Source organism: Micromonospora parva (genome assembly GCF_040649675.1).
Classification (GTDB): Bacteria; Actinomycetota; Actinomycetes; order Mycobacteriales; family Micromonosporaceae; genus Micromonospora; species Micromonospora parva.
Genome location: NZ_JBEZFX010000013.1, coordinates 26,178 through 52,852, shown reverse-complemented (window position 1 = coordinate 52,852; position 26,675 = coordinate 26,178). Strand labels below are relative to the sequence as shown.

General features: G+C 69.4%; 23 protein-coding genes. 4 read left to right on the top strand and 19 right to left on the bottom strand.

All coding sequences use genetic code 11. From position 1 onward, the window contains the following. Positions 1-7: 7 nt before the first annotated feature. The 3 genes from AB0C03_RS27680 to AB0C03_RS27670 all read right to left on the bottom strand — a co-directional run bounded on the left by AB0C03_RS27680 (position 8) and on the right by AB0C03_RS27670 (position 3,951). On the bottom strand, positions 8-1,255 hold the full coding sequence (locus tag AB0C03_RS27680) for an FAD-dependent oxidoreductase (protein ID WP_030330910.1): 1,248 nt from the start codon (positions 1,253-1,255) through the stop codon (positions 8-10). A 54-nt stretch (positions 1,256-1,309) separates the two neighbouring features. Then, a complete protein-coding gene (locus AB0C03_RS27675; RefSeq protein WP_357639824.1) occupies positions 1,310-2,665 on the bottom strand; it encodes a carbohydrate-binding protein in 1,356 nt (451 codons plus the stop codon). 200 nt (positions 2,666-2,865) lie between these two features. Beyond that, positions 2,866-3,951, bottom strand: a complete 1,086-nt coding sequence (locus AB0C03_RS27670) for a hypothetical protein (RefSeq protein WP_030330907.1) — start codon at positions 3,949-3,951, stop codon at positions 2,866-2,868. A 111-nt stretch (positions 3,952-4,062) separates the two neighbouring features. Here AB0C03_RS27670 and AB0C03_RS27665 point away from each other — a divergent pair, with 111 nt between their 5' ends. Further along, positions 4,063-5,379 carry a low temperature requirement protein A gene (locus AB0C03_RS27665; protein WP_245233598.1) on the top strand — a complete coding sequence of 439 codons (1,317 nt, stop codon included), beginning with the start codon at positions 4,063-4,065 and terminating at the stop codon, positions 5,377-5,379. Between the two features lie 24 nt (positions 5,380-5,403). Here AB0C03_RS27665 and AB0C03_RS27660 read toward each other — a convergent pair whose 3' ends face one another. The 15 genes from AB0C03_RS27660 to acpS form a co-directional block, all read right to left on the bottom strand. Beyond that, positions 5,404-6,591, bottom strand: a complete 1,188-nt coding sequence (locus AB0C03_RS27660) for an ATP-grasp domain-containing protein (protein WP_210864562.1) — start codon at positions 6,589-6,591, stop codon at positions 5,404-5,406. Further along, entirely contained in the window at positions 6,584-7,807 is a 1,224-nt protein-coding gene (locus AB0C03_RS27655; protein WP_357639819.1) for an ATP-grasp domain-containing protein, read from the bottom strand. Before AB0C03_RS27655 ends, AB0C03_RS27660 begins: the two co-directional genes overlap by 8 nt. Further along, a complete protein-coding gene (locus tag AB0C03_RS27650; RefSeq protein WP_210864560.1) occupies positions 7,773-9,056 on the bottom strand; it encodes an MFS transporter in 1,284 nt (427 codons plus the stop codon). The genes AB0C03_RS27655 and AB0C03_RS27650 overlap by 35 nt, the downstream gene beginning before the upstream one ends. Beyond that, positions 9,053-10,474 carry a S8 family serine peptidase gene (locus tag AB0C03_RS27645; protein ID WP_210859949.1) on the bottom strand — a complete coding sequence of 474 codons (1,422 nt, stop codon included), beginning with the start codon at positions 10,472-10,474 and terminating at the stop codon, positions 9,053-9,055. Before AB0C03_RS27645 ends, AB0C03_RS27650 begins: the two co-directional genes overlap by 4 nt. Continuing rightward, the gene (locus tag AB0C03_RS27640) at positions 10,464-12,005 is read right to left on the bottom strand and encodes an amino acid adenylation domain-containing protein (protein ID WP_357639816.1); all 1,542 of its coding nucleotides are present in this window, start codon (positions 12,003-12,005) and stop codon (positions 10,464-10,466) included. The genes AB0C03_RS27645 and AB0C03_RS27640 overlap by 11 nt, the downstream gene beginning before the upstream one ends. Then, on the bottom strand, positions 12,002-12,574 hold the full coding sequence (locus AB0C03_RS27635; protein WP_210859953.1) for an RBBP9/YdeN family alpha/beta hydrolase: 573 nt from the start codon (positions 12,572-12,574) through the stop codon (positions 12,002-12,004). The genes AB0C03_RS27640 and AB0C03_RS27635 overlap by 4 nt, the downstream gene beginning before the upstream one ends. Then, a complete protein-coding gene (locus AB0C03_RS27630) occupies positions 12,567-12,851 on the bottom strand; it encodes an acyl carrier protein (RefSeq protein ID WP_030330897.1) in 285 nt (94 codons plus the stop codon). The genes AB0C03_RS27635 and AB0C03_RS27630 overlap by 8 nt, the downstream gene beginning before the upstream one ends. Before the next feature lies 1 nt (position 12,852). Then, on the bottom strand, positions 12,853-14,373 hold the full coding sequence (locus tag AB0C03_RS27625; RefSeq protein ID WP_036411167.1) for a coproporphyrinogen-III oxidase family protein: 1,521 nt from the start codon (positions 14,371-14,373) through the stop codon (positions 12,853-12,855). 18 nt (positions 14,374-14,391) lie between these two features. After that, entirely contained in the window at positions 14,392-14,682 is a 291-nt protein-coding gene (locus AB0C03_RS27620) for a 4Fe-4S dicluster domain-containing protein (protein ID WP_030330895.1), read from the bottom strand. Positions 14,683-14,716: 34 nt separating this feature from the next. Then, positions 14,717-15,811 (bottom strand): aminotransferase class IV, encoded by a 1,095-nt coding sequence (locus tag AB0C03_RS27615; RefSeq protein WP_357639811.1) that lies wholly within the window; start codon positions 15,809-15,811, stop codon positions 14,717-14,719. Between the two features lie 2 nt (positions 15,812-15,813). Beyond that, entirely contained in the window at positions 15,814-17,031 is a 1,218-nt protein-coding gene (locus tag AB0C03_RS27610) for an ATP-grasp domain-containing protein (RefSeq protein ID WP_357639809.1), read from the bottom strand. Beyond that, positions 17,025-17,600 (bottom strand): bacilysin biosynthesis protein BacA, encoded by a 576-nt coding sequence (locus AB0C03_RS27605; RefSeq protein ID WP_030330890.1) that lies wholly within the window; start codon positions 17,598-17,600, stop codon positions 17,025-17,027. Before AB0C03_RS27605 ends, AB0C03_RS27610 begins: the two co-directional genes overlap by 7 nt. 12 nt (positions 17,601-17,612) lie before the next feature. Then, complete coding sequence (locus AB0C03_RS27600; RefSeq protein ID WP_051708320.1) at positions 17,613-18,731, bottom strand: branched-chain amino acid aminotransferase; 1,119 nt, start codon at positions 18,729-18,731, stop codon at positions 17,613-17,615. Next, positions 18,724-19,929, bottom strand: coding sequence for a DUF6421 family protein (locus AB0C03_RS27595; RefSeq protein ID WP_030330886.1), 1,206 nt, complete (start codon positions 19,927-19,929; stop codon positions 18,724-18,726). The genes AB0C03_RS27600 and AB0C03_RS27595 overlap by 8 nt, the downstream gene beginning before the upstream one ends. 347 nt (positions 19,930-20,276) lie before the next feature. Further along, positions 20,277-20,723, bottom strand: a complete 447-nt coding sequence (gene acpS / locus AB0C03_RS27590) for a holo-ACP synthase (protein ID WP_209444528.1) — start codon at positions 20,721-20,723, stop codon at positions 20,277-20,279. Positions 20,724-20,874: 151 nt separating this feature from the next. On the opposite strand from acpS, the gene AB0C03_RS27585 reads away from it, so the two are divergent. Next, positions 20,875-21,960 carry a branched-chain amino acid aminotransferase gene (locus tag AB0C03_RS27585; RefSeq protein ID WP_030330882.1) on the top strand — a complete coding sequence of 362 codons (1,086 nt, stop codon included), beginning with the start codon at positions 20,875-20,877 and terminating at the stop codon, positions 21,958-21,960. Between the two features lie 57 nt (positions 21,961-22,017). On the opposite strand, the gene AB0C03_RS27580 is transcribed toward AB0C03_RS27585, so the two are convergent. Next, on the bottom strand, positions 22,018-23,247 hold the full coding sequence (locus AB0C03_RS27580; RefSeq protein ID WP_051708318.1) for a PucR family transcriptional regulator: 1,230 nt from the start codon (positions 23,245-23,247) through the stop codon (positions 22,018-22,020). 255 nt (positions 23,248-23,502) lie between these two features. Between AB0C03_RS27580 and AB0C03_RS27575 the strand changes: the two genes are divergently transcribed. Further along, positions 23,503-24,420, top strand: coding sequence for a dihydrodipicolinate synthase family protein (locus AB0C03_RS27575; RefSeq protein WP_357639803.1), 918 nt, complete (start codon positions 23,503-23,505; stop codon positions 24,418-24,420). A 178-nt stretch (positions 24,421-24,598) separates the two neighbouring features. Further along, a complete protein-coding gene (locus AB0C03_RS27570) occupies positions 24,599-26,644 on the top strand; it encodes a M6 family metalloprotease domain-containing protein (protein WP_036411164.1) in 2,046 nt (681 codons plus the stop codon). Positions 26,645-26,675 lie beyond the last annotated feature (31 nt).

The following is a 26,675-nucleotide window of genomic DNA, read 5'->3' as shown; positions in this document are numbered from 1 at the left end:
CCCGCAATCATGCCTCCGGTACGGTGACCCGGTGCAGCCGAGGTAACACGCGGGTCAGCACCCAGTGCGGTGCGGCCGCGCCCCCGGTGAGGCGGCGCATCAACCCGGCGGCGGTGTCGACGGCGCGGAACGCGTAGGGCACCATCTCGTCCTGGTAGCCGGCGATCGCCTCCTCCACCGACGCGCCGCCGGAGCGGGCCTCGACCAGCTTGCGGCCGAGCAGGGCGGCGTCGCGAAGCGCGGTGTTGCCGCCGTGTGCGCCGAACGGCGGCATGACGTGCACGGCGTCGCCCATCATCGTCGCGCGGGGCACCGCCCACCGGCGTGGGCGACGGCCGGTGGCGAAGAGGTTGAGCACCGTGGCGTCCAGCTCGGCGGTGCCGACCAGCCGTCGGATGACCGGGTGGAAGTCCACGCTCCTCTGGGAGGCCAGCCTCCACAGCGCCAGCAGGTCCCCGCGGCTGTCGACGGGCACCTCCTGCTGCTGGAGCAGCAGTCCCCACATGACGTAGTCGTAGCCGGTGGGCGCGTAGTTGCCCGGGGCCAGGCGCCCGAACGCCTCCTGAGGGCTCTCGCCGAACCGCATGGAGGTGAAGAAGAAGGCGCGGCCCGGCCGGTCGGCGAGGGCCAGGACCCCGCTGGTACGCAGCGCCTCCGGGATGACGCTCTCGCCGTTTCGGTGGAGGGGCGACCGGCCGTAGATGCCCGCCATCGGGGTGTTCACCGGGTCCGCGTCCGGCATGAGCTGTGGGCGTAGGGCCGAGCCGACGCCGTCCGCGCCCACGACGACAGTTGCCGCGGCGGCCCCGCCGTCGGAGAACCGCAGCCGCAGCCCCGCCGGGCCGCCGGTGTCGACGGCGACGGCGTCCTTGCCGTAGTGGATGCGCCCGTTCAGCCCGGACTGCAGGATCGACCGCAGGGTCAGCCGGTCGACCTGGCGGGTCGCGTGCGGCTCGTCCTTGAAGGTGATGGTGAACGCGTCACGCAGCCGGCTGTCGGTGAAGCGCAGGTGCCCGCCGGGTTCGTCGCCGGTGGCCAGCGCCAGCTGGTACAGCGCGCGCGGCAGGCTTTCGCGCAGCGCCTGCAGCCCGTGCCGGTCGAGAATGATGCGGTAACCCTGCCGCCGGACGAAGGGGCCCGCGTCCCGCTCGTAGACGTGCACGTCGATGCCGGCGCGCATCAGGTACTGGGCGAGGCAGAGGCCGGAGAGGCCGGCGCCGGCGATTGCCACCGAGAAGTCAGTCGATGTGCCCATGCAATTATCTTAATGACTAAGATGATTTGGGCAAGGGCCCGGCGCCGCCGCGTGTCAGCGGCCCTGCAGGCGCTTCACGTTGTCGCCGAAGGTCCACCCCTTCGACCCGTCCCAGTTCGCCGACCAGGTCATCAGGCCCTTGAGGCCGGGTACGGAGTTCCAGGCCTGCGTGACCAGCGACGTCGACAGGTAGCCGCCGCCCGCCCCGATCTGCGCGGGCAGACCCGGGACCTGCTTGTCGTACGGCACCCGGATCGTGGTGCCCTGGATGGTGAGGCCGTTGTTCAGGCACTGGGTCTGCACGGTGAAGCCCTGCACGGTGCCCGCCGGGTACGAGTCGCCGGCGCAGCCGTACATGCTGCCGTTGTAGTACTGCATGTTCAGCCACCAGAGCCGGCCGTTGTCCACGTACTTCTTGATGATCGGCAGGTACGAGCCCCAGATCGAGCCGTAGACGACGCTGCCGCCGGTGACGTAGGCCGTTTCCGGTGCCATGGTCAGGCCGAAGTTCGAGGGCATCCGGGCCAGCACGCCGTCGATGATCCGGATCAGGTTGGCCTGCGACGTGGACAGCGTGTTGATGTTGCCGCTGCCGGTCAGGCCGGTCTCGATGTCGATGTCGATGCCGTCGAAGTGGTAGGCCGTCAGGATCGGCACGATCGTCGCGATGAACCGGTCAGCGACCGCGCTGGAGCTGAGGTCGATGCCCGCGGCGGCCCCGCCGATCGACATCAGGATGGTCGCGCCCGCCGCTTTGGCCTGGCACATCTCGGCCGGGGTGGCGACCTTCACGCCCGCGTCCATGCCGTTCTCCCAGAGGACCGTGCCGTCCGCGCGGATCACCGGGAACGCCGCGTTGATCACGTTGTAGCCGTGCTGGTTGAGCCGGCTGTCGGTGATCGGGATCCAGCCGAGGCCGGGGTGAACGCCGTTGGAGGCGCCGTCCCAGTTCTCCCAGTACCCCTGCAACACCTTGCCGGTGGGCCGTGACTTCACCGCGCACGTCCCGCCGGTCGGTGGTGGGGTGGTCGGCGGCGGTGTGGTCGGGGGAGGCGTGGTGGGCGGAGGCGTGGTGGGCGGTGGGGTGGTCGGGGGAGGCGTGGTGGGTGGCGGCGTGCTTCCCGAGCACGCACCCAGGTCACGCCAGAGCGACGGCGTCGCGGCGGGGTTCCAGCCGGCGCCGGGGTGCGCGGTGTGGGTGACCAGTGCCTGGTAGAGCCGTCCGCCGTAGGTGACCTGGCTGCCCGCCTGGTAGGTGGTGCCCTCGGCCCAGGCCGGGGCGGTGCAGGCGACCATCGCGACGGCGTTGGCCGAGGGTGCTGCCGCCGTGCTGCTGGGGACGAAGGCGACGGCGGCCGTGACGGTCATCGCCGCCCCGGCCAGCACTGCGAAGATCCGACGGCTTCTCATGGCTCACTCCCCAAGGGCTCGACGACCCGCGACCTCCACATATTGACGTTCGTGACCGTGAATATCAAGGGTTGTTTACAGATAGCACGTGGCCGTACCGCGTCGTGCCCCACGCACCACGCCGAGGGCCGTTCCAGGCCCGGCCCCGACCGGGCCGGCGGCAATGGGAACGGCTGCCGCCGGCCCGGCTCGGCGTGACGTCAGAGTCGGGAGGTGAAGGTGGCCAGGAAGCGGTGCGGGGTGACCGCGCCGGTGTTGTCGAAGCAGATGACGTCGACGTCGGCGTTGGTGGTGTACGTCCATTGCTGGGTGAGGTGGCAGTAGTTGCTGCCGGCGCCCTGCGCCACCACCTGGGCGTGCGTCTCCTTGAGGCCGATCTGTGGGAAGGTCGCCAGGTAGCGGCCGGCGGGCGCCAGCGGCGCCACGGTGTTCGCGCCGACGCCGAGCACCGAGTTGTCGTTGGTCGGCCCGCCGACGGCGGTACCCAGGTAGCCGAAGTACGACGGCGGGCCGAGGGAGCCGATCACCGGCCGGCGGCGGTGGTACGAGAGGACGAAGTCGGTGTTGACGAACGCGCCAGCCTGGTCGTAGCAGAAGACGTAGACCTGCACGTCGCTGCCGACCGCGCTCCAGGAGTAGACCTTGCACCGGCGCGGACCGGCGTTCGGCTGCACGGCGGTGACCTGCGGGTTGCCGGCGAGCACTCCGGCCAGCCCCACCCCGGGCAGTCGCACCAGGTACTGCCCGACGCCCAGCGGTCCGACAGCGTTCGCGACGCCGGTGGAGTTGTACGACTGCGTCATCAGGCCGCTGCTCCACTGCACGTACGCGTGGGAGGTGCCGGCCGGTAGCACGCCCGAGCTGGTTGTCCAGAGCACCGTGAACGGAGTGTCCTCGCGCGTGCCACCGGGACGGTGGCACTGCACGTCGACGATCTCGTCAGCGCCGGACTGGAACCAGCGGACCACCTCGCAGTAGTGACCGGTCCGGTTCACCGGGGTCACGTGGGGAACGCCCCGTGAACTGGCACCTATCTGCGGGAAGCGGACCTGGAACCGGCCGGGTGCGAGTTTGACGCCGTCGGCCCAGGCGGCCGGGAACGCGGTTTTCCAGCTGCCCCACTGCCGGCTGGTGTCCAGCACCGTCCAGACCGGCACGGTGGGGTCCTTGACGTACGCGAAGCCCCAGCGGTCGGCGGTGGCCGCCGTGGCCGGTGCCGCCGGAGCGAGTGCGCTGGCGGCCAGGACGGTGGCCAGTGCCGCGGTGACGAACGATCGGAGACGCATCTGTTCCTCCAGTCGACGGGAACATGTCGGAGAGGAGCGTGCGCGTAGTGACTCCATGGTCACAGTCGGCTACCTCGCGCTCCGGTGTCGGCTGTCCGCCACTGGCGCCTCATGGCCGATCGGCAGGTGTGTCGGGCCGGGGGCATTCTTCTGGTCCTGACTCGACGGCCTGTTCAGCGTGGTACCAATACCCAGATAGGCCAAGCCGACAGAAGTGGGCGGCCCATGTCGACAAGGGCAGCAGCGCTGCTTCGAAAGCCGGGGCAACCGCAGCGACCGAGCCTTCTGGAGCTCTTCTTCGACCTGGTCTTCGTCTTCGCTCTCAACCGGGTGTCGCAGCGGCTGGTCGAGGAGCTCACCGAGCGGCGGATCGTCCTCGTCGAGGCAGGCGAGACCCTGCTGTTGCTGCTGGCCTTCCTGGTGCTGTGGTTCGTCACGGCGTGGGTCACCGACCTCTACGACCCACAGAAACCGCAGGTCCAGCTCCTGGTCTACACGGCGATGCTCGGCGCGCTGGTGATGGCGGTGGCGGTGCCGAACGCGTTCGCCGACAGAAGTCTGGCCTTCGCTGGCGCGTACGTGGCCGTCCATATCGCTCGTGGGCTGATCATCGTGCCGATGCTGCGCGGCCATGACGCGCAGCGCCGAGCGGCCGGGGTGTTCTTCTGGTTCGCGTTGTCGGCCGTGCCCTGGCTCGCCGGCGCGATAGCCACGGATCAGGCCCGAGTGCTGTTGTGGACGCTGGCGATCGGCATCGACTGCATGGCACTGCTGCTGTTCTATCCCACGCCGTGGTCCTGCCCCACCCCACGGCAGTGGCCCGTCCTGGCCGAGTACCTGTCCGAGCGCTACCGACAATTCTTCATCATCGCCCTCGGCGAGCTGATTCTGACGACCGGCTCGGCCTACAGCGACACGTCCTCCGGGCAGGGCGGGGCAGCCGCAGCCTTCGCGGTCTCCTTCATCACGACGGTGCTGCTGTTCCGCGTCTACCTCTTCCGGGCGGGCCAGCTGTTGCCCGAGGCGATCAGAGCCTCCGCCGACCCCTCGCACCTCGTCCGGGACGCCTTCCTCGCGCACGTCCTCATGGTGGTCGGCATCGTTGCCGTCGCAGTCGGATACGAAATCGTGATCGAACACCCGTTCGGGCACACCGAAGCGGCATGGATTCTCATTGTCCTGGGCGGACCGATGCTGTTCCTGATCGGGCGGGCCCTGGTGGAACATGCCGTCTTCGACCGGGTGTCACGCTCTCGGATCATCGGCGCCGCGGTGATCGCCGGCGCCGCGCCGTTCATGATCCGGCTGCCGCCGCTGGCTGTGGCCGTCACCGCCGTCGTCGTCCTCGCCGGCATCGCTGCCTCCGACGCCATCCACGCCAGTGGCAAGCCGCCTGAACGGCCGCACCCGCCCCACCCCAGGCAGTGAGTGGTTCGGGCTAGCCGTCACGGTTCAGGCGGGGCGGGTGACGATGGTCAGCGTCCTGCGGACGAATTCCAGTGCCTCGTCGCGGAGCGCCGGGGTTTCGGCCGAGACGATGAGGTAGCCGGCGCGTTCCGCGCTCCAGGTGGCCGCCGGCACGACGTCGCCGGGATTCTTCCACCAGCCGCACGCGACGAAGGCCGGGTGTGCCTCGATCTCGGCCATGCCCCGCATCTCGACCAGGATGCCGGGTGGCGCGATGGGGAGATAGCTCGCCGCGTACGCGACGGGGCCCGACGGTGGTTCGGGCAGGGGCATCGCCATGGCGAGCCGGACGACCATCTCGAACCAGTCCAGGCCGTAGGTGAGGCTGAGCAGATCCATGAGGTAGTCGCCGGGGGTCCGGACGGCGATCTCCATCAGGGTCGGCCCGTCGGCGGCGAGCCGGAACTCGAGGTGCACGATGCCCGTACGCATGCCGAGGGCGCTCACCACCGCGGTGCAGAACTCCGTCACCTCGGCGGCGGCCTCGTGGTCGAGCTGGACGCCGGTGCGATGCGCTATCTCGACGAAGTGGGGCGGCTCGGCGGTCTCCTTGGCGGTGAGGTTGGCCAGCCACACCTTCCCCTCGCTGATCAGCGCCTCCCAGCTGTATTCCGGGCCGTCCACAGCCGTCTCCACCAGGAGCGGACCCTCGTCGTTCCGGCGTGCCACAGCGTCCTGGAAGGCGTCCAGGCTGTCGACCAGTTCCACTCCCTCGCTTCCCGCGGCGGACAGTGGCTTCACGACGACCGGCAGGCGGGCGGTGGCCCAGTCGCGCGCCGATTCCAGGTCGCCGGTCATCAGATACTCCGGTTGGCGGATGCCCGCCGCGGCGAACAGCCCCCGTTGCAGAGCCTTGTTGCGGGAGACGGTCGCGGCGTGCAGGGACGGGCCGGGAACGCCGAGCCGGTCCTGCAGCAGGGCCGCGCCGAGCACGTTGTTCTCGGTGAACGCCACCACTCCCGCCGGCCGGCGGTCTGCCGCGGCCGCCCAGGCCCCTTCGGCCCACTGCTCGTCGTGGTTACCGGGGGCAACCCGGATGTGGTCGACGAGCCCGCCCGTGTCGGCGGCTCGGGCCGCGCCTTCCACGGCTGCCACCCGCAGACCCAGCCGTCGCGCGGCGGCGAGGTACGGCCTGCCCATGAAACCGACCCCGACCAGCAGCAGCTCAGACATTGTTGTCCGCCTTGCCGGCGGCCGTGACCTTGACCGAGGCGAAGATGTCCCGCAGGAACTGTTCGAGCACCGCCGTGGGTGCCGGGCCGACGATACCGGCGACGGGTACGTCGTACTCGGCGTAGCTCAGCGCCTGACTGACCGGCTCGTCCTCGGTGCGCTGCACCCAGCGCCAGGTCAGCGGGCTGCGCCGGAACTCGTCCGCGCCGTCGACGGTGCAGAACCTCGCGCCCAGGGTGTGACCGGGGACGATGAACCAGCCGTACCGGGCGTCCGGGCCGGAGTCGTGCGCCTCGGGGGCGGAGGCGCCGGGCGTCGAGAGGGCCCGCAGTTGCACCGACGGCATGTGCACGCCGGTCGCCAGCTCGAAGGTGTCGGCCACGCCGGCCCCGCCGAACCTGCTGGCCACCTCGAGGAAGACCAGGCCGTCGGGCGTCTCGATGCCTTCGAGGTGGAACAGGCTCGTGGTGATGCCGACGGCCTGTAGGCAGGCGGTGGTCCACTCCACGACGGCCGGCGGGGTGTCCGTCTGCACCGAACCGAGCGGGCTGCCCTCGGCGTACCCGAGGCAGGTGCCGACGTACCGGCTGGCCTGCAGCGTGACCGGGGTGCCGTCGACGGCCAACCCGTCGACGTGGATGATCGGGCCGCTGACGAATTCCTCGATCTCGAAGCCGCTCGGGTCCGCGTCGGAGGGCAGGCCGTCGCGACGTACCGTTTCGAGGGCGGATGCGGCGGTGTCGAATACGCGTACGCCCTGGCTGGAGGCGCCGTCGAGCGGCTTGAGCACCGTCTGGCCCGACCACCCGATGTCGGCTCCGGCGAGGGCCGAGGCCAGCGGGAGATAGCGCGGCACACGCAGACCCGCCCGGGCGGCGGCGGCCTTCATCATGACCTTGTCCCGGACGGGAAGCACGTCGGCCTCGCGTGGGCCGGGCACGTCGAGGGCCTCCCGGATGCGCGCCGCGGCGATCAGGTCGAACTCGGACTGGGCGATGACCAGGTCGGGCTTCGGGTGGCCGGCGAGCGCCGCCACCACCTCGGTCTCCGTGGCGCCCGTTCCGGGCCGCTCGATCCGTGTGCCGGGCAGCCGTGCGGGCAGTGTCGCCATGCGCTCGGCCGTACCGATGAAGGTCACCTCGTGGGCTTCGAAGTCGAGGCCATCCGCGTAGCGGATGATGTCATCGGTGATTCGGTGCAGGATCAGGATGCGCATGCGGATACCTCAGTTGAAGGACCAGTGGGAGCAACAGAACGGCGACGAGAACGGACCCGAGCACCGCGCCGAGCAGTACGGCCTGCGGGCCGTGCGCGGTGGCGAAGACGGCGACGACGAAGCCCGAGACCGGCAGGGAGACCTGGTTCAGCAGGACGATGAGGCCGATCGTCTTGCCGAGGTGTTCGCGGGGGATGCGGCGGATCCGTTCGGCGCGGATGAAGACGTTCAGGATGCCGACGGTGCCGATCAGCAACGTGTAGCCGATGGCGAACTGCGTGAACGTGTTCGCCTGGCTGATCGTGAGCCCACCCAGGCAGATGATCACGAAGGTGCCCAGGATGGCGACCAGTGGGGTGATCCGCCGGGACAGTCGCGGGATGATGAAGAAGATCAGCAGGGAGAGCACGCCCTCGGCGAAGGACAGCACCCCGAAGTAGCGGTCGGGCTTGCCGAAGGTGCCGGTGGTGATGGCGGCGCTGGTCGCCATGCCGACGCCGACCATGAGGTTCACCATCATCGTCAGCCCGACGAGGCCCACGATCGCGGGGAGCTTGAACAGCGTGCGCGCACCCTCGGCCACTGAGGCCAGCACACCGCGCACCGTCGTGGGCTCGGTGTTGGTGACCGCACTGCGCAGGCTGCCGCGCAGGGTCAGGACGTTGATCGTGGTGAGCGCGAAGAGCACCCCGGTCACCAGCAGGAGATCGGTCGTTCCCAGCAGCGTGGCCAGCAGGACCGCGATGGCCGGCCCGAGCACTGTGCTCGCCTGCTCGGTGCCCTGGATGACGGACTGGGCGCGCACCATGTGCTCGGGGGGCACGAACCGGGGGAGAGTGGTCTCCATCGCGATGTACGCCTGGGCGCTGGCCAGGGACATGGACGCGGCGAGAATGCTGAGCGTCACCACCGTCGCGCCCGGCCAGGCCAGCACGGCGGCGAAGGCCCCCACGGCGAGCAGTGCCCGGACGCTGTCGGCGATCAGATAGAGCCGGTAGCCGTCGACCCGGTCGGCGAGCACCCCGGCAACGGGGACGAAGATGACCCTCGGCAGCCACTCGACCAGGAAGACGAGCCCGCTCGCGGCGACACTGCCGGTGGTCTTGAAGACCAGCAGCGGAATGGCGAACAACAGAAACTGGTCGGCCAGCGCGGCGACCCCCCGGCCCCCGACGAAGCGCACGATCTGGTGGGGCCGGATGTCAGTTGTCGGGGACTCCCTGGCGGGGGCACGCAATGGTCCATTCACGCAGAGCTCCCCCGTCTGTCCATCGAGGAGCGTAACAGCGGCCGATCAGCAGCGACAACCCCGTCCAATCGGTGTGCGGTGAGCAGACCGTGGCCGGTGGCCGGGTTCGGGCTCTGCGCACCGCACTCGTCCCCGGTGATGGAACGACCCCGGATGACCGGAACACAATGGACGGTCAACGACTCGGCGGTGCACGGCAGACCCTGCTGAATCGCCAGTGCCACCACGCCGGCGGCGTACGCCGTGGCACCTGACGTGCCGCTCGACACCAGCCAGCCGTCATCCGCACCCGTGCCGTCGTACTTGCTGTTGCGACGGTCGAACAGGCAGCCGGGTTGGGTGGGGAAGAGGATGTAGTTGCCGTTGGGCAGCATGCCGCACGGGCCGGACACGTCCGGCACGGCCCGTCCGGGAAAGACCGCCGACCGGTAGCTGGAGGCGAGATCGGCGGCCCGCAGCTCGCCGTCCGGGCCGACGTGCACGCCCCCGACGGTGATCGCACCAGGGGTGGCGACGGACTGGAACATCGCTGTCGGCCGGTCGGTCGAGCCGTTACCGGCGGCGAACAGCACTGTGCAGCCCCGCCGGATCGCGTTGGCCACCTCGAGATGCAGATGGGGTTCCGCGCGCAACGTCCCCCAGCTGCAGGAGATGACGTCAGGTTCGAGCTGCACCGCCCGCTGGAACGCGGCGACCGGAAACGAGAAGCCCTCGGTGGCCATCTTGACCATGGTGAGCGACACGTCGGGCGCCACCGCCAGCAGCAGCGCCGACATCGCGGTGCCGTGACCGCGTTCGTCGACAGCGGGATCGAGCTGCGCCAGTGCGGGGACGACCGAGGTCCGGTAGCCGTGCTGGCGGTGATGCGGGTGGTCGTAGAGGCCGGTGTCGACCATGACGACGCGGACGCCGTCGCCGCGGACACCGGCGGCGTGCAGCGCTTCGGCTCCGGCCACCCGCACCGCGTCGCCGGGAAGGCGGAGGTGGTGCCCGGTCCCGCGCACCACCGGCGGCGACGCGGTGACGGTCAGCTCGAATCCGGAACGTGGCACCGAGACCGCACTGATGAGGTCGGTGCACACCCGGGAACGCAGTGGACCCCGCGCCACGAGTTCGTAGCGGGGGGAGTCGCGGATGTACTTGTTGCGGACCACGCCGACGGCGCTGCCGAAGACGTCCCCGAGCAGGCTCTGCTCGCCGCTGACGGTCAGGCCCACGTCGGTTCGGGCCTCGATCGCGAGGCCTTCCCGGAGCAGCGCCTCGGCGACCCGGTCGACGGTGGCCGGCGTGGGGAGGAACTCCTCGACACCGTGGCGCAGCAGCTCGGCGGGGTCGGTGAGGCTGCGCCCGCTCGCCGCCCGTGGGACAACTGTCAGCACACCCCGCCGGGTGAACGCGGCTATCTCGTCATCGATCATCGGAGGTCACCAGGTCGCGCAGGCGGGAGCGGTCGAGTTTGCCGGTCGGTGTCAGGCCGACGTCGCCCTCGTCGATCATGACGATCTTGGCCGGGACCATGTACGGCGGCAACACCCGGGCCAGCTCGGCCCTCAGGTCGGTTTCGGCGCCGGTCCGGTCGGCGGCCAGGACGAAGAGCGTGATGGCCCGGCCGGCGACCCGGTGCTGGGTCACCACCGCGCAGCAGTCGACCACCCAGTCCACGGCCAGCGCCGCGGCTTCGACCTCGGAGGTGTGCACGAGGTTTCCGGCGATCTTCACGGCATCGTCGCGTCGGCCGACGAAGACGAGCTGACCGGCGCCGGTGCGCCGAACGAAGTCGCCCGACCGGTAGTACCGGATCTCGGGGGAGCCGCGTGTGATCAGCAACTGCTCGGTCCTCGCCCGCTCCTCGCAGTAACCCAGCATGACCTGCGGGCCGCCGATGAGCAGCTCACCCGTGTCGCCGTCGGGCACCGGTCGCAGGTCGTCGTCGACGATCAGGACGTCGACGGCGGGCAGCGGGGTCCCGATCGGCAGGTACTCGTCATCGTGGCCGGCGATGTCGTCGGTCACGTACAGGGTGGCGCTGTGCGTGGTCTCGGTCGGGCCGTAGCCGTGCACATAGGTCAGACCCGGAAGCTTCTTGTCCATCGCCCGCAGCAGCGAGGTCGGGCACGACTCCCCGCCGAACCACAGGCGGCGCAGGGAGCTCAGGTCGCGGCGGTCGATGTCGCTGAACCGCCCGAGCAGCATCCGGATGACCGAGGGCACCAGCAGCACGTCGGTGATGCCCCACTGCTCGCACGCCTGCGTGACCTGGCCGGCCATCGACAGCCGGGGCAGCAGGTGCACGCTGCCGCCGACCAGGAAGGTGGAGTACAGGTCGACAACGGACGCGTCGAAGAACAGCGGCGCCACGTTCAGGTATCGCATCCGTTCCGGAAAACCGACCACCTGCTGTACGCCCTCCAGCAGCGCGCACACACTGCGGTGGCTGATCATGACGCCCTTCGGGCCGCCGGTCGATCCCGAGGTGAAGATGACGTACGCCTGGTCGTCCGGCGTCCTGTCCCCGTACGCCGACGGCCGGTAGTCGGCCTCAGCCGACACGTCCCAGGAGTCACCGGCGACCACCAGAGTGCCGGCCGCCGCCTCGGCGAGCAGCCCGAGATACCGCGGATGCGCCACCGTCACCGTCGGGCGGCACCTGGCGAACTGCACCGCGGTCCGGGCCGGCGGCAACGACTCGTCGACGGGGACGTACCGCGCGCCGAGTCGAAGCGCCGCCACCATGCAGACCACCGAGTCGATGGACTTGTCCATCACCATCGCGACGGTGCCGTGCCGCCCGACGAGGGGAGCCAGCAGGTCGGTCAGGGCCTGGACCCGCCGAGCCAGCGTCCGGTAGGACACCTGGAGGCTGGTGGCCAGATCGACCACCGCCACGGCGTCGTCGTCGTGGCGGCGGTCGATGACCTCGTCGACGAAGCGGAGCGGGCCACCGGTCACCTGTCGACCATCTCGAGTTGCCGGCACACCGCCTCCAGCAGTTCCGGGAAGGTGTCCAGCTTCTGGTCGTACGACCCGAAGTGGCCCATCCCCTCCATCACCGTCAGCCGGCTGCCGGTCAGTCGGTGCAGCTCCCGGGCCACGTCGAGGGGGACCCACGGATCGTCCGTCGAGTGGAACTGGACGATGAAGCGTTGGTTCCGCTTGATCGCCGCCCAGTCCCACGGCTGGTCGAAGAATCCGCTGCGCCGTTCGAGTTCGAAGCCGCAGTCGGTGTGGTGCCCGGCCACCACGAAGGTGCCCAGCAGCGGCGCCGACTCCGCGTACCGCAGTGCGGTCAGTGCTCCCGACGAATGCCCGACGATGACCGTCTGGTCGTCCGGACGGATGACGTCGGTCAGGTAGGGCAGCCAGTACCGCATCCGACCCTTGATCGGATCGGGGAAGGTCTGGGCCACCACGTTGTGGCCCCGAGCCTCAAGCTCCCGTTTGAGGTACGGGAACCAGATGCCGTCGATGGTTGCTCCGGCGTTGCCGTGCACCAGGACGACGCGTACCCCATCAGACATAGGAGTCGTCGTTGAGCTGGTCCTCGAGCATGGTCGCGAGCGAGCCGAGGGTGGCGAAGTGCTCCACCGTCAGCAGCTCCGGTTCGAGTTCGATGTCGTAGTACGACTCGAAGGCCAGCGTCAGCTCGATCATCTGGGTGGAGTTCAACGAGAGCCCGCCGTTGAACAGGGGCGTGTTCGAGGTCAACTCGACGTCGTGGTTCGGGAAGACCTCGGCCGCGATCTTGCGCAGGTCGTCCTCGATGTCGGCACGGGTCTTCCGGTCGGTGCTCGTCACGTCAGCCCGCCTTCGGCGCGGTGCTGGAGTCGGCTGGCCGGGTCGCCAGCTTGGACTGCAGGAAGACCGGTGTGCGGGGGATGTTCATCTCGTCCTGGTGGAACGGGTTGCGCTTGTTCTTCAGGGAGAGGTACATGGTGCGCCGGGCCCGCGCCTTCTCCTCGTCGGAGTAGAACAGGAAGGCGATGTTGCCGGCGTTCTCCCGGCCGACCTCGGTGAGGGTGATGTCCTCGTCGGTCTCGATCGCGTACCCGCTCTCGACCATCCAGTTGATCTCCCGGCGGTACTTCTCCAGGTTGGCCACGTCCGCCTTGCGTACGGTGCCGAAGACCGGGAAGAACACCATCACCCGGTTCTCGACCTCGTCCTCACTGCAGATCCGGCCCTGCTCGATCGGGATGATGCCGTCCTCGACGTCCTTGATCCAGCGGTCCACGTTGGTGTGGTTGCGGTAGCTCCGCTCACCCATGTAGTTCTCGGCGGCCGGGCCGATGCCCAGTGTGTAACTCGCCCGGTAGCCGTTGCCGCCGCAGGCGTGGTCCAGCCCGATCGGGCCGGTCTCGTCGAGGTGGGTGAAGAAGTTGATCAGGAGCTGCTTGTCGTACCCGTAGTCGGCCAGGCTCTCCTTGATCTGGCGGTACTGGACCCGCTCGATGCTGCCGGACGGCAGCACGTCGCTCACCTTGCCGGCCCGGATCTGCTTGTCGAGCCGGGTGCCCTCCCACTGGTTGAACCGGTACGTCTGCACGAAGCTGGGGCGCAGCTCGGCGCAGATGCCGTGGATGTCGGAGGCGAGGATCTCGTCGGTCTGACCGGCGAGGTTGTACATCAGGTCCAGCGCGAAGGTCCTGATCCCGGCTTTGCGGATGTTCTCCGCCGTCTGGTAGACCTGCTCGACGGTGGCCTTGATGGTCAGCTTGCGCCGGATCTCCTCGTTGAGCGTCTGCACGCCGAACGAGATGCGGGTGATCCCCAGGGACTTGAGCATCTCGATGTAGCCGTCAGTGGACAGGCCGAGCGGGCTGCCCTCCAACGAGATCCCGTCGACCTCGCTCAGGTCGAACTCGCGGTGCACGGCCTGGATGATGGTCGCCATCGACTCCTGGTCGAGCGCCGACGGCGTGCCCCCGCCGAACTGCACGTACTTGATCTTCGTGCCCTGGAAGTACGCCGAGCGGGCGTTGCGCTCGATCTCCTTCACCATGGCCTTGACGAACCGCACCCGCTGCTCGCCCTGGTACTTCGCCGAGGACTCCTTGAAGCAGGCGCAGAAGTTGCAGAACGCCTCGCAGAAGGGGATGTGGAAGTACAGCAGGATGTTCGTCTGCTGCGGGTGCGTCTGACGGTCGAGGAAGGAGAAGTACTCCGCCTTCTCCTGCTCGGTCCGCAGCGCGTCCTGGAAGCCGCAGATCTTCGGGTAGAACCAGGTGACGTTGGTCCGCTTCTCCGGGCTCTCGAAGTCGTCCTTGAGGTAGAAGTTCGAATCGAGACCGAGCATGAACGAGTTCTCGATGGTAGTCATGTCTGTCGATCCCATCCCTTATGAGGCGGACTTCTTGCTGACGGAATTGGCGTCGCTCTGGTAGATCACCGGGTACTGCTGGCTCATCTCACCGTTGATCAGGATCCACTCGAACTTGTCCTCGGGCAGCTCGACATCGGCCCAGATGGCTTCCGGCGGACATTCGGCAACGCAGGCGTTGCAGTCGATGCACTCCTCCGGATTGATGTAGAGCATCTCCGGGCCTTCGTGGAAGCAGTTGACCGGGCAGACGTCCACGCAGTCGGTGTACTTGCACCCGATGCACGCATCGGTGACGACGTAGGCCATGATCTAGATCTCCTGACGGGTTGCGCTGCCGTGGTCAGGCGTGGACAGTCGAAACTTCGGTGAGCCGGCGCATCCAGCCGAACCGGTCGATCACCTCGCCGCGGTGCAGGCCCCCGAGCATCTCTCGGAGGTGCGACGCCACGGCCACGCTGCCGGGCAGTCGGTATTCCTCCCCGCGATAGCCGAGGCCGTTGATGGACACGACGCCCTCGACCGTGCCGGTGCCGAAGCACTCGGTGATCCGGCCGTCGCTGATGCCCTGCAACACCTCCGCCAACGGAACCGGCCGTTCGACGACAACGGTCCCGGCGTCACGGGACAGCTTGATGATCGAGTCGCGGATGATCCCCGGCCGTACGGTGCCGTCCAGCGACGGCGTGGTCAGGACGCCGTCGATGACGAAGAACGCGTTCATCGCGCCGACCTGTTGGACAGTGCGCTCCGGATCGCCGCCCACCCACAGCACGTGGTGATAGTCGTAGTTGGCGGCGATCTCCCGCGGGACCAGCCCCGGCCCGTAGTTACCGACGGCGTTGATGTCCCCCGTGCCGCCCGGCCACGCCCGCACGTAGTCGTCCACGACCATCGCCCGCACCGGCACGTCGCTGGGAGCCGGCCGGGTCAGCGGGCTCGCCACGATCGTGAACAGGCACTCCTCGGCCGGGGCGACCTCGAGTGACGAGCCGTTGCCGGCCAGGACGGAGTGCAGCAGCAGCGCCGACCCGGGCTGCGCCGGGATCCACGCCTCGTCCAGGTCCACGAGTCGGCGGATCGCGAGCCAGACGCGGTCGAAGTCGAGTTGCGGGAGCGCCATCCGCCGGGCCCCGTTGTTGAGCCGCTTGATGTGGCTGTCCGGGCGGTACACCGACACGGACCCGTCGGTCATCCGGTAGGCCGCGAGGTCGTCGAAGACCGCCTGTCCGTGGTTCAGGGCCGAGGACGTGGGCCGTACGGACGGCACCGCGTCCCGGTCGGCGATGACCATGCCCTGCCAGGACCGCCGCTTGCTCCACCGCATCGAGTACGCATGATCGGTCAGAACGCCGCCCGGGCGCGTCGGCGCGTCGGCCGCCGGCTTCGAACGGGGTGCGGTCGTCGCCTCGACGATCAGATCGTTGTCCTTGCTCACGATCAGCTGCCTTCCTTGTCGGATATATCGACCCGCACGTCGCGGAGCACGGCGCCGACCAGGTCCTCGACCCGGCCGGGATCGCCGACGAAATAGACCTGCGCGACCCGGTTGTGGAAGATGTCGTCGGGGTCGAGCGCGGCGCCGCGCTCGGCCTCGAAGACGATCCGGTCGAACTCGTCGGCATCGAGAAACGCCTCGATGCCGGACACACTGCCGGCGAAGGCGCCCGGCCGATCGGTGGTGACGAAGGCGACCCCGGCGCTCGCCGACGAGACCGGCTCGTCCAGGTAACGGCCGCCCCGCGCCGCCTCAGCCGTCGCCAGGTAGAGATCCACCCCAGGGCCCGCCATGATCAGTTCGGGGATGCAGTCGCCGGCCAACCGTGCACCCACCTCGATCAGCACCGGACGGCCGTCCGCGGCGATGCGGGTCTCGATGTGGAACGGCCCGACGGTGATGTCGAAGGCGGCGACCACCTGCGCGGCGAACTCGTGCAGCAGCTGTCCGTGCGGTGAACTCCGTGGCGGCGTGGCGACGTGGCCCATCTCGAAGAACTGCGGCAGCGCGCTGACGAGTTTCGTGGTGATGCTGACGAGATGCAGCCCGGCCGCGTCCACCCAGCCCTCCAGAGAGAACTCGGGGCCCTCGACGTACTCCTCGACCAGGGCGACCCGCCGCGGATCGTGGTGGAACCTGACCTCGCCGTACCGGTGGATCTCCACGCACGCGCGCTGGTATTCGTCCGCGTCCCGGACGAGGCGCACCATCAGGCTGCCGCCCCAGTCGGCCGGCTTGACGACCGCCGGGAACGCGAAGGGACATTCGCCCACATCGTCGGCCGGGACCGTGATCGATGCCGGGACGGCGATGCCGTGCTTGACGCAGCGCTCCCGCATCACGTCCTTCTGCCGGACGGCCTCGGCCGTATCCTGGCTCAGCGCCGGCAGCCCGAGGGCGCGGGCCAGCTCGGCCGCCGGGCCGACGGTGTACTCGAAGCCCGCGATGACGCCGGTCGGCGTCACCCCCAGCCGGTCGACGAGCGCCAGCAGAGCGGGGACGCCGTGGTCCGGATGCCAGTCGACGACGCGCGCGCCGGAGTGGACCTCCGCCGGCAGCAGGTCGGGAAACTGCGTCGGGATCAGGCACGGGACACCGGCCGCCACCAGCCGGCTCGCCAGCTGGATCCCGGCCGAGAGCGGCTGGACGATTATCAACACGCGGCGCCGGCCTTCCCCACGTGCAGGGTGAACACCATCGGCACCGGACCGAAGTTCTCCAGCGTCCGCAGCCCCTGGGCCTGGGCCGCGCGGTCGGTGGTCACGCAGGCGTCGTAGTCGCCCGCGGCGCAGGCGGCGGCCGCCACCGAGTTGCTGCTCGCGTACGAGATCGTGCCCCGATTCGTCACCAGGCAGCTGGGGGCGGGATGGGTGACGATGGTGGTGACGGACTGCTGGCCCGGCCGCGCGGCGAGCACCATGTCGTACGTGTCCAGGATGAAGCTGTCGGCCATCGTGAGCCGATGGAGATTACCGAACACCAGGTCGTGCAGGCGCGGATAAACGGCACAGGCGAGGATCGCCTCGCTGCCGTCGAACGCCATGACGTCGAGGCCATCCTCGACCTCGGCGTGCAGGACCACCCGGCCCTGGCGCTGTCGGTCGGCGAACCAGCGGTGCGCGGCCTTCTCCAGGTTGGTGCCGGTCGGCCCGAGCGTGTGGATGGTGGTGACGTGCGGCAGTTCGGTTGAGCTGGAACCCGCTGTGGAACGGCCGTTGGCGTCAGGCATCCGCCATCTCCCTTACTGTCGGTCGGTCGAGCTGTGAACGGATGCAAGGTCTTTGCGTACGCTCCGCAGCCATCCGTGGGTGTCCGGGCGGCTGCCGTGCTGGATCTCCATGAGCGTGTGCCGCACCCGGGCGGTCACCACGCCTTCCTGCCCGTCCCCGATCGTCACGTCGTCGTCTCCGTCGGCGATCCGGCCGACCGCCACGACCACGGCGGCGGTCCCGCACGCGAACATCTCGACGAGTCGCCCGGACCGGGCGCCGGCCATGAGGGCGTCGATCGGGGTCGGCTCCTCGGTGACCGGAATGCCGAGCTCACCGGCGAGGGTGATGACGCAGTCGCGGGTCACGCCCCGCATGATCGTCCCCTGGCACGGCGGGGTGGTCAGCCGCACGCCGTGCCGCTCGTCGTCGTCGCGCCAGACGAAGAAGACGTTCATGCCGCTGAGCTCTTCGACCCAGCGGAACTCGAGGCCGTCGAGCCACAGCACCTCGTCGTAGCCGCGCGCCTGGGCTCGCTTGCGGGTCAGCAGGCTGGCGGCGTAGTTGCCGGAACACTTCGCCTCGCCCATCCCGCCGCGCACCGCGCGTACCGTGTCCGCCGAGGTCAGCACGGAGATCGGGGTGAAGGCCCGGCCGAAGCAGGGGTCGGCCGGATACGCCAGGAAGGTGCACCGGTAGCGCCGCGAGTCGCGGAGCCCGAGCTCGGCCTCGGTCGCGATCATCAACGGGCGCAGGTAGAGGCCCTGGCCCGGCTCCTCGGGAAGCCAGCCGTCGTCAACGGCGACGAGCTGAGCGCAGGCGTCCAGGAACAGGTCGGCCGGCATCTCGGCCATCGCCAGCCGACGCGCCGACCGGGCCAGCCTGCGGGCGTGGTCGGCGGGGCGGAACAACGCGGCGGAGCCGTCGGGCTGGCGGAACGCCTTCAGGCCCTCGAAGACGCTCTGTCCGTAGTGCAGCACGAGGGTGCCGGGATCCATGGTCATCGGGGCGTACGGCTCAACGGAGAGGTCGGACCAGCCGCGCTCGGCCGACCAGTCGACGACCGCGGTGTTGTCGGTGTGGAACCGGCAGAAACCGGGATCGCGAAGGGCAACGGCACGGTCGGTGATGGTCGGGATCCCGTCAGACATGGACCTCACTGCCCCAGAGGCTCAGGGATGCCCGGGGGCCGCCGTACCTGTCCGCCTTGTTCTCCGGTTCCAGTAGCAATCTCTCGTACAGGAAATCGGTGACCTTCTCGCGATAGGACTCGTCGTCGGTGATCGCCTCGAATTCCTCGATCGTCCGGACGAGTTCCTTGGCCGATGCGACGATTTCCGCCTTGCCGGCCAGACTGCGCCGGCCGTCGTCGCCGATGGTGAACAGGCCGTGCTCGGCAAGCCAGGTGCCGAGGGCGAAGCCGGTCCCGGAGTCGAAGTTGCGCAACGGGCGTGGCTCGGCCGGGTAGCGGAAGAGCCTTTCCAGGATGATGTACTCGAAAATGATGTCGCCGTAGGGCACCGACTCCTCGTGGCAGGCGATCGCCGACTTCAGATCGACCTTGAGCTCCTCGGCGAGACCGGGGCGCCATTTCGTCTTCAACGCCAGGTGCTGATCCAGTGGACGGGGCCCGGTGTGGTGGTAGTAGTCGTGCAGGTAGCCCCAGACGCAGCGCGCCTGATAGACGTCCTCCGGGTCGACGTCGGCGGACGCCAGCACCTTCGTGTCGGCGAACGGGGAACCGACACCACAGAGCCGCGCCACGATTTCCAGCGTGCGGGCGTAGATGGTGGTGTGCCGGTTGAAGAAGAACCAGGCGAACGACTGATCCACTGTGGGACTGGCCGTCGGAATGTTCTCCGGGAAGAAGACGACGCAGTTTCCGTCGCGCAATCCTGGGGAGGCGGAAAGGAGTCGGGTCGATTGGAAAACCGCTTTGTCGTGCGGATAGCGCGACTGAAGTTCGGCGGTGCAGTCCGGGTCCTGGCGGACGACCGTGAACGCCTCGAGGAAGGCGCCGCGGGAGCCGTCGCCGTTGGGCAGGGTGACCGGTCCGACGAAGGCGGCGGCTTCTCCGTCCTCCGGCGCGGGAACGGTGTCACGGGTCGCGTCGAAGGCCGGCTTCGCCAGGAAACCGGAGTCTGACCAGGCACGCAAGTCGTGGACCGTCGCCTCGATCTGACGCGTCGGCATCAGCGGAGCGAGCTGCTCGATGTCGCGGCAGAGCTGGTCGAGGTGCGCGAGGGCCTGATCGCCGTCGCCACGGATCTGGGCCGCGCGGATCAGGCCGGCGGCCGGCACTATGCGACGCTCGAATTCCAGGAGCTGAGAGAGCGTGCGTGGTTCCACAATATCCCCTCGGCAGCAGCATCGACGCCGTTACGGCGTCCCACCCCGTGATGCACCTCGAAGTATGCACGAAAGTTCCCCATCCCCCGAGGAACCGCTTGATCGAAATCCTCTGGGGCTGATCCGGGTCCGTCAAACGACTCTCGCTATCTGGGATATCGACAGGAGTGACTAGAGGTATTGCCGGTCTTGACTGCCCCTTGTTTTGCCCGATTGCGAGGTAAATATCGGCTGATGGCCAGTGTCGAACCTCCACACTGAATGGCTAAAGTCAACAATGTGGCATCGACGGTCAATCAAATCATATGAGCGCAATGTCCAACTTGGACGAATAGATTAGGAAGCGTTCAGGCCGGTTGGCCCACGCCCGCGACGAAGGCGTGCGCCAGATGTCGGGTGTGCGTCAGGGTGATCAGCCAGGAATGGACACCGGCCGCCTCGGCGAGCGCCGCCGCGCGCCCGGCCAGGGCCAGTTCCGGCTGCCCGGAGTGCCGGCGCACCACCTCGATCTCCCGCAGGGCCGCCCCGCTCAGGCCGGTGCCGAGAGCCTTCAACACCGCCTCCTTGGCGGCGAAACGGACGGCGAAGCGTTCCGCCGGGTCGCGTTCGAGCAGGCAGTACGCGCGCTCACCCGCGGTGAAGTGCCGCTGCGCGAAGCGCGGCTGCCGGGCCAGCAACGCCCGGATGTCGTCGACGTCGACGAGGTCGGTGCCCGCACACACGACCACCCGGCCCACCACCTGGCGGGCGGCGCTGTCGGCGGCCGCGACGATCCGCTCGTCACCCCGGCTCACCGGCGCACCGTCCCTCCCGAGTCGCCGCAGTCTGCCTATGACCGGCGACAATACGGTCGGTATTCTGCACCTGTCATCCGACAAACTTCCCCTGCGTGTTCGTTCTCGGTGACTGAGCGCCCAGGGATGCGGCCATTGAGAGGACCCGGCCATGAGCCTGCCGTTCCCGTTGCAGCAGAATCCGAACCCGGCCAGCGCGCAGCGGCGAGCCGAGATCATGGCGAATCCGGGGTTCGGCACCTACTTCACCGACCACATGGCACGGGCGGTGTGGAGGCCGGACGGCGGCTGGCAGGATTCCGAGATCGTCCCTTTCGGCCCGATCCTCATGCACCCGGCCGCGGCGGTGCTGCACTACGCGCAGGAGATCTTTGAGGGGATGAAGGCGTACCGGCACGCCGACGGCTCGATCTGGTCGTTCCGGCCGCAGGCCAACGGCGAGCGCTTCGCCCGGTCCGCCCGACGGCTGGCACTGCCCGAACTGCCGGTGCCGGACTTCATGGCCTCGGTCGAGGGGCTGGTCCGGGCCGACCAGGTGTGGGTGCCGGACGAGGACGAGTACAGCGTCTACCTGCGACCGTTCATGTTCGCGTCCGAGCCGTTCCTGGGGGTTCGCCCGGCGAAGGAGATCACCTACATGGTGATCGCCTGCCCGGTCGGCGCGTACTTCTCCGGTGGTGTCAAGCCGGTCTCCATCTGGCTCTCCACCGAATACACCCGGGCGGCGCGCGGCGGCACGGGTGAGGCGAAGTGCGGCGGCAACTACGCCTCCAGCCTGGCGCCGATGGTCGAGGCCGCCGAGCACGGCTGTGAGCAGGTCTGTTTCCTGGACGCCGCCGAGGGCCGCTACGTGGAGGAGTTGGGCGGCATGAACCTCTACTTCATCACCGCCGACGGCAAGATCATCACCCCGGAACTCGGCACCATCCTCGAGGGCGTCACCCGGGGGTCGATCCTCATCCTCGCCAAGGACCTGGGCCTGGAGGTCGAGGAGCGCCCGGTGGAGATCCGGGAATGGCAGGAGGGCGTGGCATCCGGCGCGATCACCGAGGTCTTCGCGTGTGGCACCGGCGCCGTGGTCACGCCGGTCGGGCGTCTGGTCTGGGACGGCGGCGAGGTGACGGCACCGAAGGCCGGTGCCGAGGACTCGGTGACCATGCGGCTGCGTCGGCATCTGCTCGACATCCAGTACGGCCGGGCCGCCGACCCGCACGGCTGGATGACCCGCCTGGTGTGACGAGGACCGTCCGCTCGGTCGCGTCGCTGTTCGCGGCCACGCCACGGGCGGGCGGCGTCACGGTGTGCGGTAGTGGCCGGTGAGGCGACCGAGCTTCATGGCCAGGTGCAGGCACAGGCGCTCGTTGCCGTCCTTGAGGTCGGTCCCGGCGAGCTGTTCCACCCGCTGCAGCCGGTAGTACAGCGTGGTCCGGTGCAGTCGCAGTTTCTCGGCGGTCGCGTGCGCGTTGCCCGCCAGGTCGAGGTAGGCCTCAAGGGTCTCCAGCAGCACCTGGTGGGCGTCGTCGCGCAGCAGCCGCTCCAGCCCGGGATGGACGCCCGCGACGTCCAGATGCTGGCTGTCCAGCTGGGACAGCACCCGGTAGATGCCCAGGCCGGCCCAGGAGATCACCCGGCCGAGCGCGGGCAGTTGGGTGCCGACCCGGGCCGCCTGGGCGGCCTCCTGGTAGGACGCGACGGCGCTGGACAACTCGGCGCGGGGCTGGCCGATCCCGGTCACGGTCCGGTCCACCGACGCCAGACCCCGGGTCGCGGTGCTCAGCGCCGCGTCCAGATGCGCGGCGGAAGCCTCCGGCGTGGGGCGGCCGGCGATCCGGTCGCCGCAGACCAGCAGCACCCCGTGGTCGTGCCAGACCAGGTGCAGCGTCTCCCGTACGCCGATCCACCGACGGGTGGTGACCAGGGCCTGCTCCAGGGCGATCCGGGCCACCTCGTCGGGTTGCCGCCCACCGGTCGGCACGAGCTGCGCGACGAGCGCGACGGTAGATCCGTCGGCGGCCACCACGCCCTCATCCAGCAGCGCCCGCGCCGCGTGCTCCCGCGCCTGCCGGCCCTCCACCAGGAGGGTTCGGGTGGCCTCGGTCTCCCGCTGCGAGGCGAGCTCACCGAGCAGGTTCTCCCGGTAGAGGGCCAGGGACAGGTCGGTGAAGGCGCCGGCCGCGGTGGCGATGTCGGCATCGGTCATCGAGCCGTCGGCGTCGATGAACCAGACGAACCCGAGCAGCAGGTCGTCGTGCCGGATCGGCACGCAGACCCTCGCCAGCAGGTCCAGCTCGGCGCACGCCGGGGTGCGGATCGGTGCGCGCGCCGTGAGCACGCCCTTCCCCCGGAACCAGGCGATCACCTCCGGCGTCGTCTGCCGACGCAGGATCGACATCCGGCGGACGTCGTCCATCGGGCCGTCGTGCTCGCTGTAGGCGACCACCCGTTGCCGCCGGTCCTCGATGAGGGCGGGTCGCCCCACCCGGGCGGCGACGGCGTCGACGATTCGCTGGAGCTCACCGTGCATGTATCTCCCATGGTTGCGCTGCGTGACAGGGATCGCGCGACCGTCAGTCCTTACCCTCCGGTGCGGATGGGCCATTGCGCAAGGTCCACTGTCGAAGTCGCGACATAAGGACGGACGGCACCGCGACTGTTCCGGCATCTGTCCGAAGACCGGGGATGACAGACGTTCCTAAGGTTCCGGTACGGACCGCACCGGTGCCCCGCGCACGATGCGGTACCGATGACGGGCGTTTGCCGGCGGGGAGGGGATATCCGAGTGGGAACTGGTAGGCCCTGGCGGGGCGTGCTGGTCGCCATCACCACACCGTTCCGCACCGACCTGTCGGTCGACTTCGACCAACTCCAGGAACACGTCCGTTGGCTCGCCGCCGAGGGGTGTCACGGGGTCGCGCCGTGCGCGTCGATGGGGGAGTACCGGGCCCTCTCCGACGACGAGCGGGCCGCCGTGGTGAAGGCGACGGTGCAGGCCGCGCCACCCGGTTGCGCGGTGGTGCCCGGTGTCGGCGGTTACGGCAGCAGGCAGGCCCGCCACTGGGCGGAGCAGGCCGCCGCGGTCGGCGCCGACGGCGTGCTGGCACGGCCGCCCGACGGGCCCGCCGCCCGGCCCGCCGATGTGGTCGCCCACTACCGGGAGGTGGCGGCGGTCGGCCTGCCGGTGGTCGCCCACAACGACCCGTACGACGCCCGGCTGGACCTCACGCCGGACCTGTTGGCCACCGTCGCCGAGATCGACGGGATCGTCGCGGTCAAGGAGGTCACCGGCGACGTCCGCAGGTTGCACCGCCTGCGGGACCTCTGCCCACACGTGGACGTGCTGGTCGGGGCCGACGACGTGGTGCTCGAACTGGTGTTGTGCGGCGCCACCGGATGGATCGCCACCCTGCCCAACGCGCTGCCCCGCCAGGCCGTGCGCCTGTACGAGCTGTGCGCCGCCCGCGACCTGGCCCGGGCGCTGCCGCTCTACGCCGAGCTGCACCCGATCCTGGGCTGGGCCTCCCGGCCGGAAGCCGTACAGGCGGTCAAGCTGGCCATGGAGTGCGCCGGGCGGTTCGGCGGACGGTGCCGCCCCCCGCGCGGACCCCTGTCCGGCACCGCTGTGGACGGGGTGCGCCGCGACGTGCTGCGGGCCCTCGCGGCGACGGCCGGGCCGGCGTTCGGGGCCGGCAGTGGCTGAGCCGGCGGGCACGCCGGTCCTTCAGGTGTCGGAAGTCGTCGGCCCACCTGCCGACATCTGCACGGTGACCGGCACCGGCCCGCCCTCCTAGATTCGCTGCGCGGCCTGCTGACAGGTGTCGCGCGGTACCCCCACCGGGACGCCAGCGCCGCGTTTTCCTCCGACGAGAGGTGATTCCGTGCACCGTGCTACCCCCCATCGAACCCGGCTGAGGCGGGCCGTACTGGCCGCAGCCGTGGTGACCACCCTGGTGGCGACCGGGGCGGCGCAGGCCGCCGCGGCCCCGGCCAACCCGGCCGGCGGCACCGCGCCGTTCCAGGTCCTGGACCCGCAGGCCTGGCAGAACCCGGACACGATGACCTGGAACGACTACAAGGCTGTGCCGGGCAAGAACTGGGCCGACCCGAGCGTGTCGGGCTCGGTCCGCAACTTCAAGATCGCTCTGGTGGCGCTCGACTATCCGGATGAGACGTTCGCGGTCTCCCAGCGGGCCCGCTCGACGGTGTTCGGCAACCCGCAGTCCGTCGCGACGAACATTCCCCGGGCCGACGTGCCGAAGTTCTACCAGGACTTCCTGAACACCCCGAACACTTTGAACAAGGGCCACACCCTGCACGAGTACTGGATGCAGGACTCCAACGGCCGCTACGGCGTCGACCTCACCGGGTTCGGGCCGTACCAGATGCCGGCCAAGTCCTACCAGTACGGGCTGGACAACGGGTTCAACCCGGGTGCCTGCCCGAGCGGGGACGTGTGCGGCAAGAACATCCGCACCGACGGCCTGGGCGCCTGGCGGGCGGCCGTCGGCGAGGAGGTCGCCAACCAGTACGAGTTGGTGTTCATCCTCAGCGCCGGCCAGGACGAGTCGTCGACCTGGCAGGAGTTCGGGCAGATGATCTTCCAGAACAAGGAGGACGTGCCGGACGCCTGGGGTCCGCCGGACCCCAACCTGCCGAACTGGGCGAAGACCCGCTACGTGGACTGGACCTCGTGGAAGGCGGCGGCGACGCTGTGGCCGAACGCTGGCGGCGGCTCCTCGACGCAGGGCGAGAGCTCCGGCATGGGCGTCTACGCCCACGAGTTGTCCCACCTGCTCGGCATCGGCGACAACTACAACAACCCGTACGGCGAGCCGCTGCGCCGGGCGTACACCGGGATCTGGAGCATGATGTCGCGCGGGTCGTTCAACGGCCCGGGCGGTCCGCACACCCGCTGGCAGATCCCACCGACCAACGGTGGCTCGATGGGCTCGCTGCACACCCTGCGGGACAAGATCAAGATCGGGCTGGTCGGCGAGGAGCACGTGCTGCGGCTGTCGCGGGAGTCGCTGGCCTCCTCGGGTCTGGTGGTCGCGCAGGTCACGTCCCGGGCGGTCGACGCCGGCCCGAAGGGTCTGAGTGGGGTGAACATCGCGCTCAACAAGGACCTGTCGCCGACCTGTGCGGTCAGCACCGACCCGTTGTGCGACGGCGGCAACTTCAACAACTACACGGTCGAGGTCGTCGACCGGATGGGCGCGGACTCCTTCACCCCGGACAGCGGCGTGCTGCTGAGCAAGACGAAGAACGCCGACAGCGCCCCGTTCCAGTGGGTGGTGGACGCCAACCCGCAGGACATCGACATGATCGACTTCTACCGGCCCGACGGCACCCCACAGAAGATCACCATGGGTGACTACCGGCAGCTCTCCGACGCGCTGTTCCACGCCGGCGCGGACACCGGCAGCCAGTACGAGTACGTCGACGAGGCCAACCGGCTGCACTTCTACATCATCGATCTCAAGCGGGACTCGGCCGGCTCGCTGTCCTACACCGTGGCGGTGCGTTCTCTGGACGGCACCGGCGGGCCGAGCAGTCACGGAGTGAACCTGGGCAAGGGCGAGGTGACCAGCGGCGGCAAGCCCACCAACCGCGGCGTGACCTGCTCGTTCGAGCTGACCAACACCGGTACCTACTCGGCCGGCGGGCAGCAGCACCCGGAGAACGTCAGCGCTTACCTGAAGTCGGACGTCTACCGCCTGTCCGCGGAGGTGGCCGGCAAGGGTTGGCGGACCTGGCTGCCCAACCAGCTCGCCACCGCACAGTTCGGCAAGGCCACCACGGTCACGGTGTCGGTGGGTGCCACCGCCGCCGCCGCGGAGACCGGCTTCGTGAAGCTCACCGCGACCTCGGAGAGCGACCCGACGAAGACGGTGACCAAGCAGTGCCGGGTCGAGAAGTCCTGACCGACGCCCGAGGTTGACCCCGGTCCTGCCG

Excerpts from the sequence above, each read along its gene's own strand:
- AB0C03_RS27600 (WP_051708320.1), bottom strand. The coding sequence starts at position 18,731 with ATGTCTGACGGGATCCCGACCATCACCGACCGTGCCGTTGCCCTTCGC.
- AB0C03_RS27635 (WP_210859953.1), bottom strand. The coding sequence starts at position 12,574 with ATGTCTGATGGGGTACGCGTCGTCCTGGTGCACGGCAACGCCGGAGCA.
- AB0C03_RS27665 (WP_245233598.1), top strand. The coding sequence starts at position 4,063 with ATGGCCGATCGGCAGGTGTGTCGGGCCGGGGGCATTCTTCTGGTCCTG.
- AB0C03_RS27655 (WP_357639819.1), bottom strand. The coding sequence starts at position 7,807 with ATGCGCATCCTGATCCTGCACCGAATCACCGATGACATCATCCGCTAC.
- AB0C03_RS27625 (WP_036411167.1), bottom strand. The coding sequence starts at position 14,373 with ATGACTACCATCGAGAACTCGTTCATGCTCGGTCTCGATTCGAACTTC.
- AB0C03_RS27645 (WP_210859949.1), bottom strand. The coding sequence starts at position 10,474 with ATGATCGATGACGAGATAGCCGCGTTCACCCGGCGGGGTGTGCTGACA.
- AB0C03_RS27605 (WP_030330890.1), bottom strand. The coding sequence starts at position 17,600 with ATGCCTGACGCCAACGGCCGTTCCACAGCGGGTTCCAGCTCAACCGAA.
- AB0C03_RS27580 (WP_051708318.1), bottom strand. The coding sequence starts at position 23,247 with ATGCACGGTGAGCTCCAGCGAATCGTCGACGCCGTCGCCGCCCGGGTG.
- AB0C03_RS27620 (WP_030330895.1), bottom strand. The coding sequence starts at position 14,682 with ATGGCCTACGTCGTCACCGATGCGTGCATCGGGTGCAAGTACACCGAC.
- AB0C03_RS27680 (WP_030330910.1), bottom strand. The coding sequence starts at position 1,255 with ATGGGCACATCGACTGACTTCTCGGTGGCAATCGCCGGCGCCGGCCTC.
- AB0C03_RS27670 (WP_030330907.1), bottom strand. The coding sequence starts at position 3,951 with ATGCGTCTCCGATCGTTCGTCACCGCGGCACTGGCCACCGTCCTGGCC.
- AB0C03_RS27675 (WP_357639824.1), bottom strand. The coding sequence starts at position 2,665 with ATGAGAAGCCGTCGGATCTTCGCAGTGCTGGCCGGGGCGGCGATGACC.
- AB0C03_RS27660 (WP_210864562.1), bottom strand. The coding sequence starts at position 6,591 with ATGTCTGAGCTGCTGCTGGTCGGGGTCGGTTTCATGGGCAGGCCGTAC.
- AB0C03_RS27585 (WP_030330882.1), top strand. The coding sequence starts at position 20,875 with ATGAGCCTGCCGTTCCCGTTGCAGCAGAATCCGAACCCGGCCAGCGCG.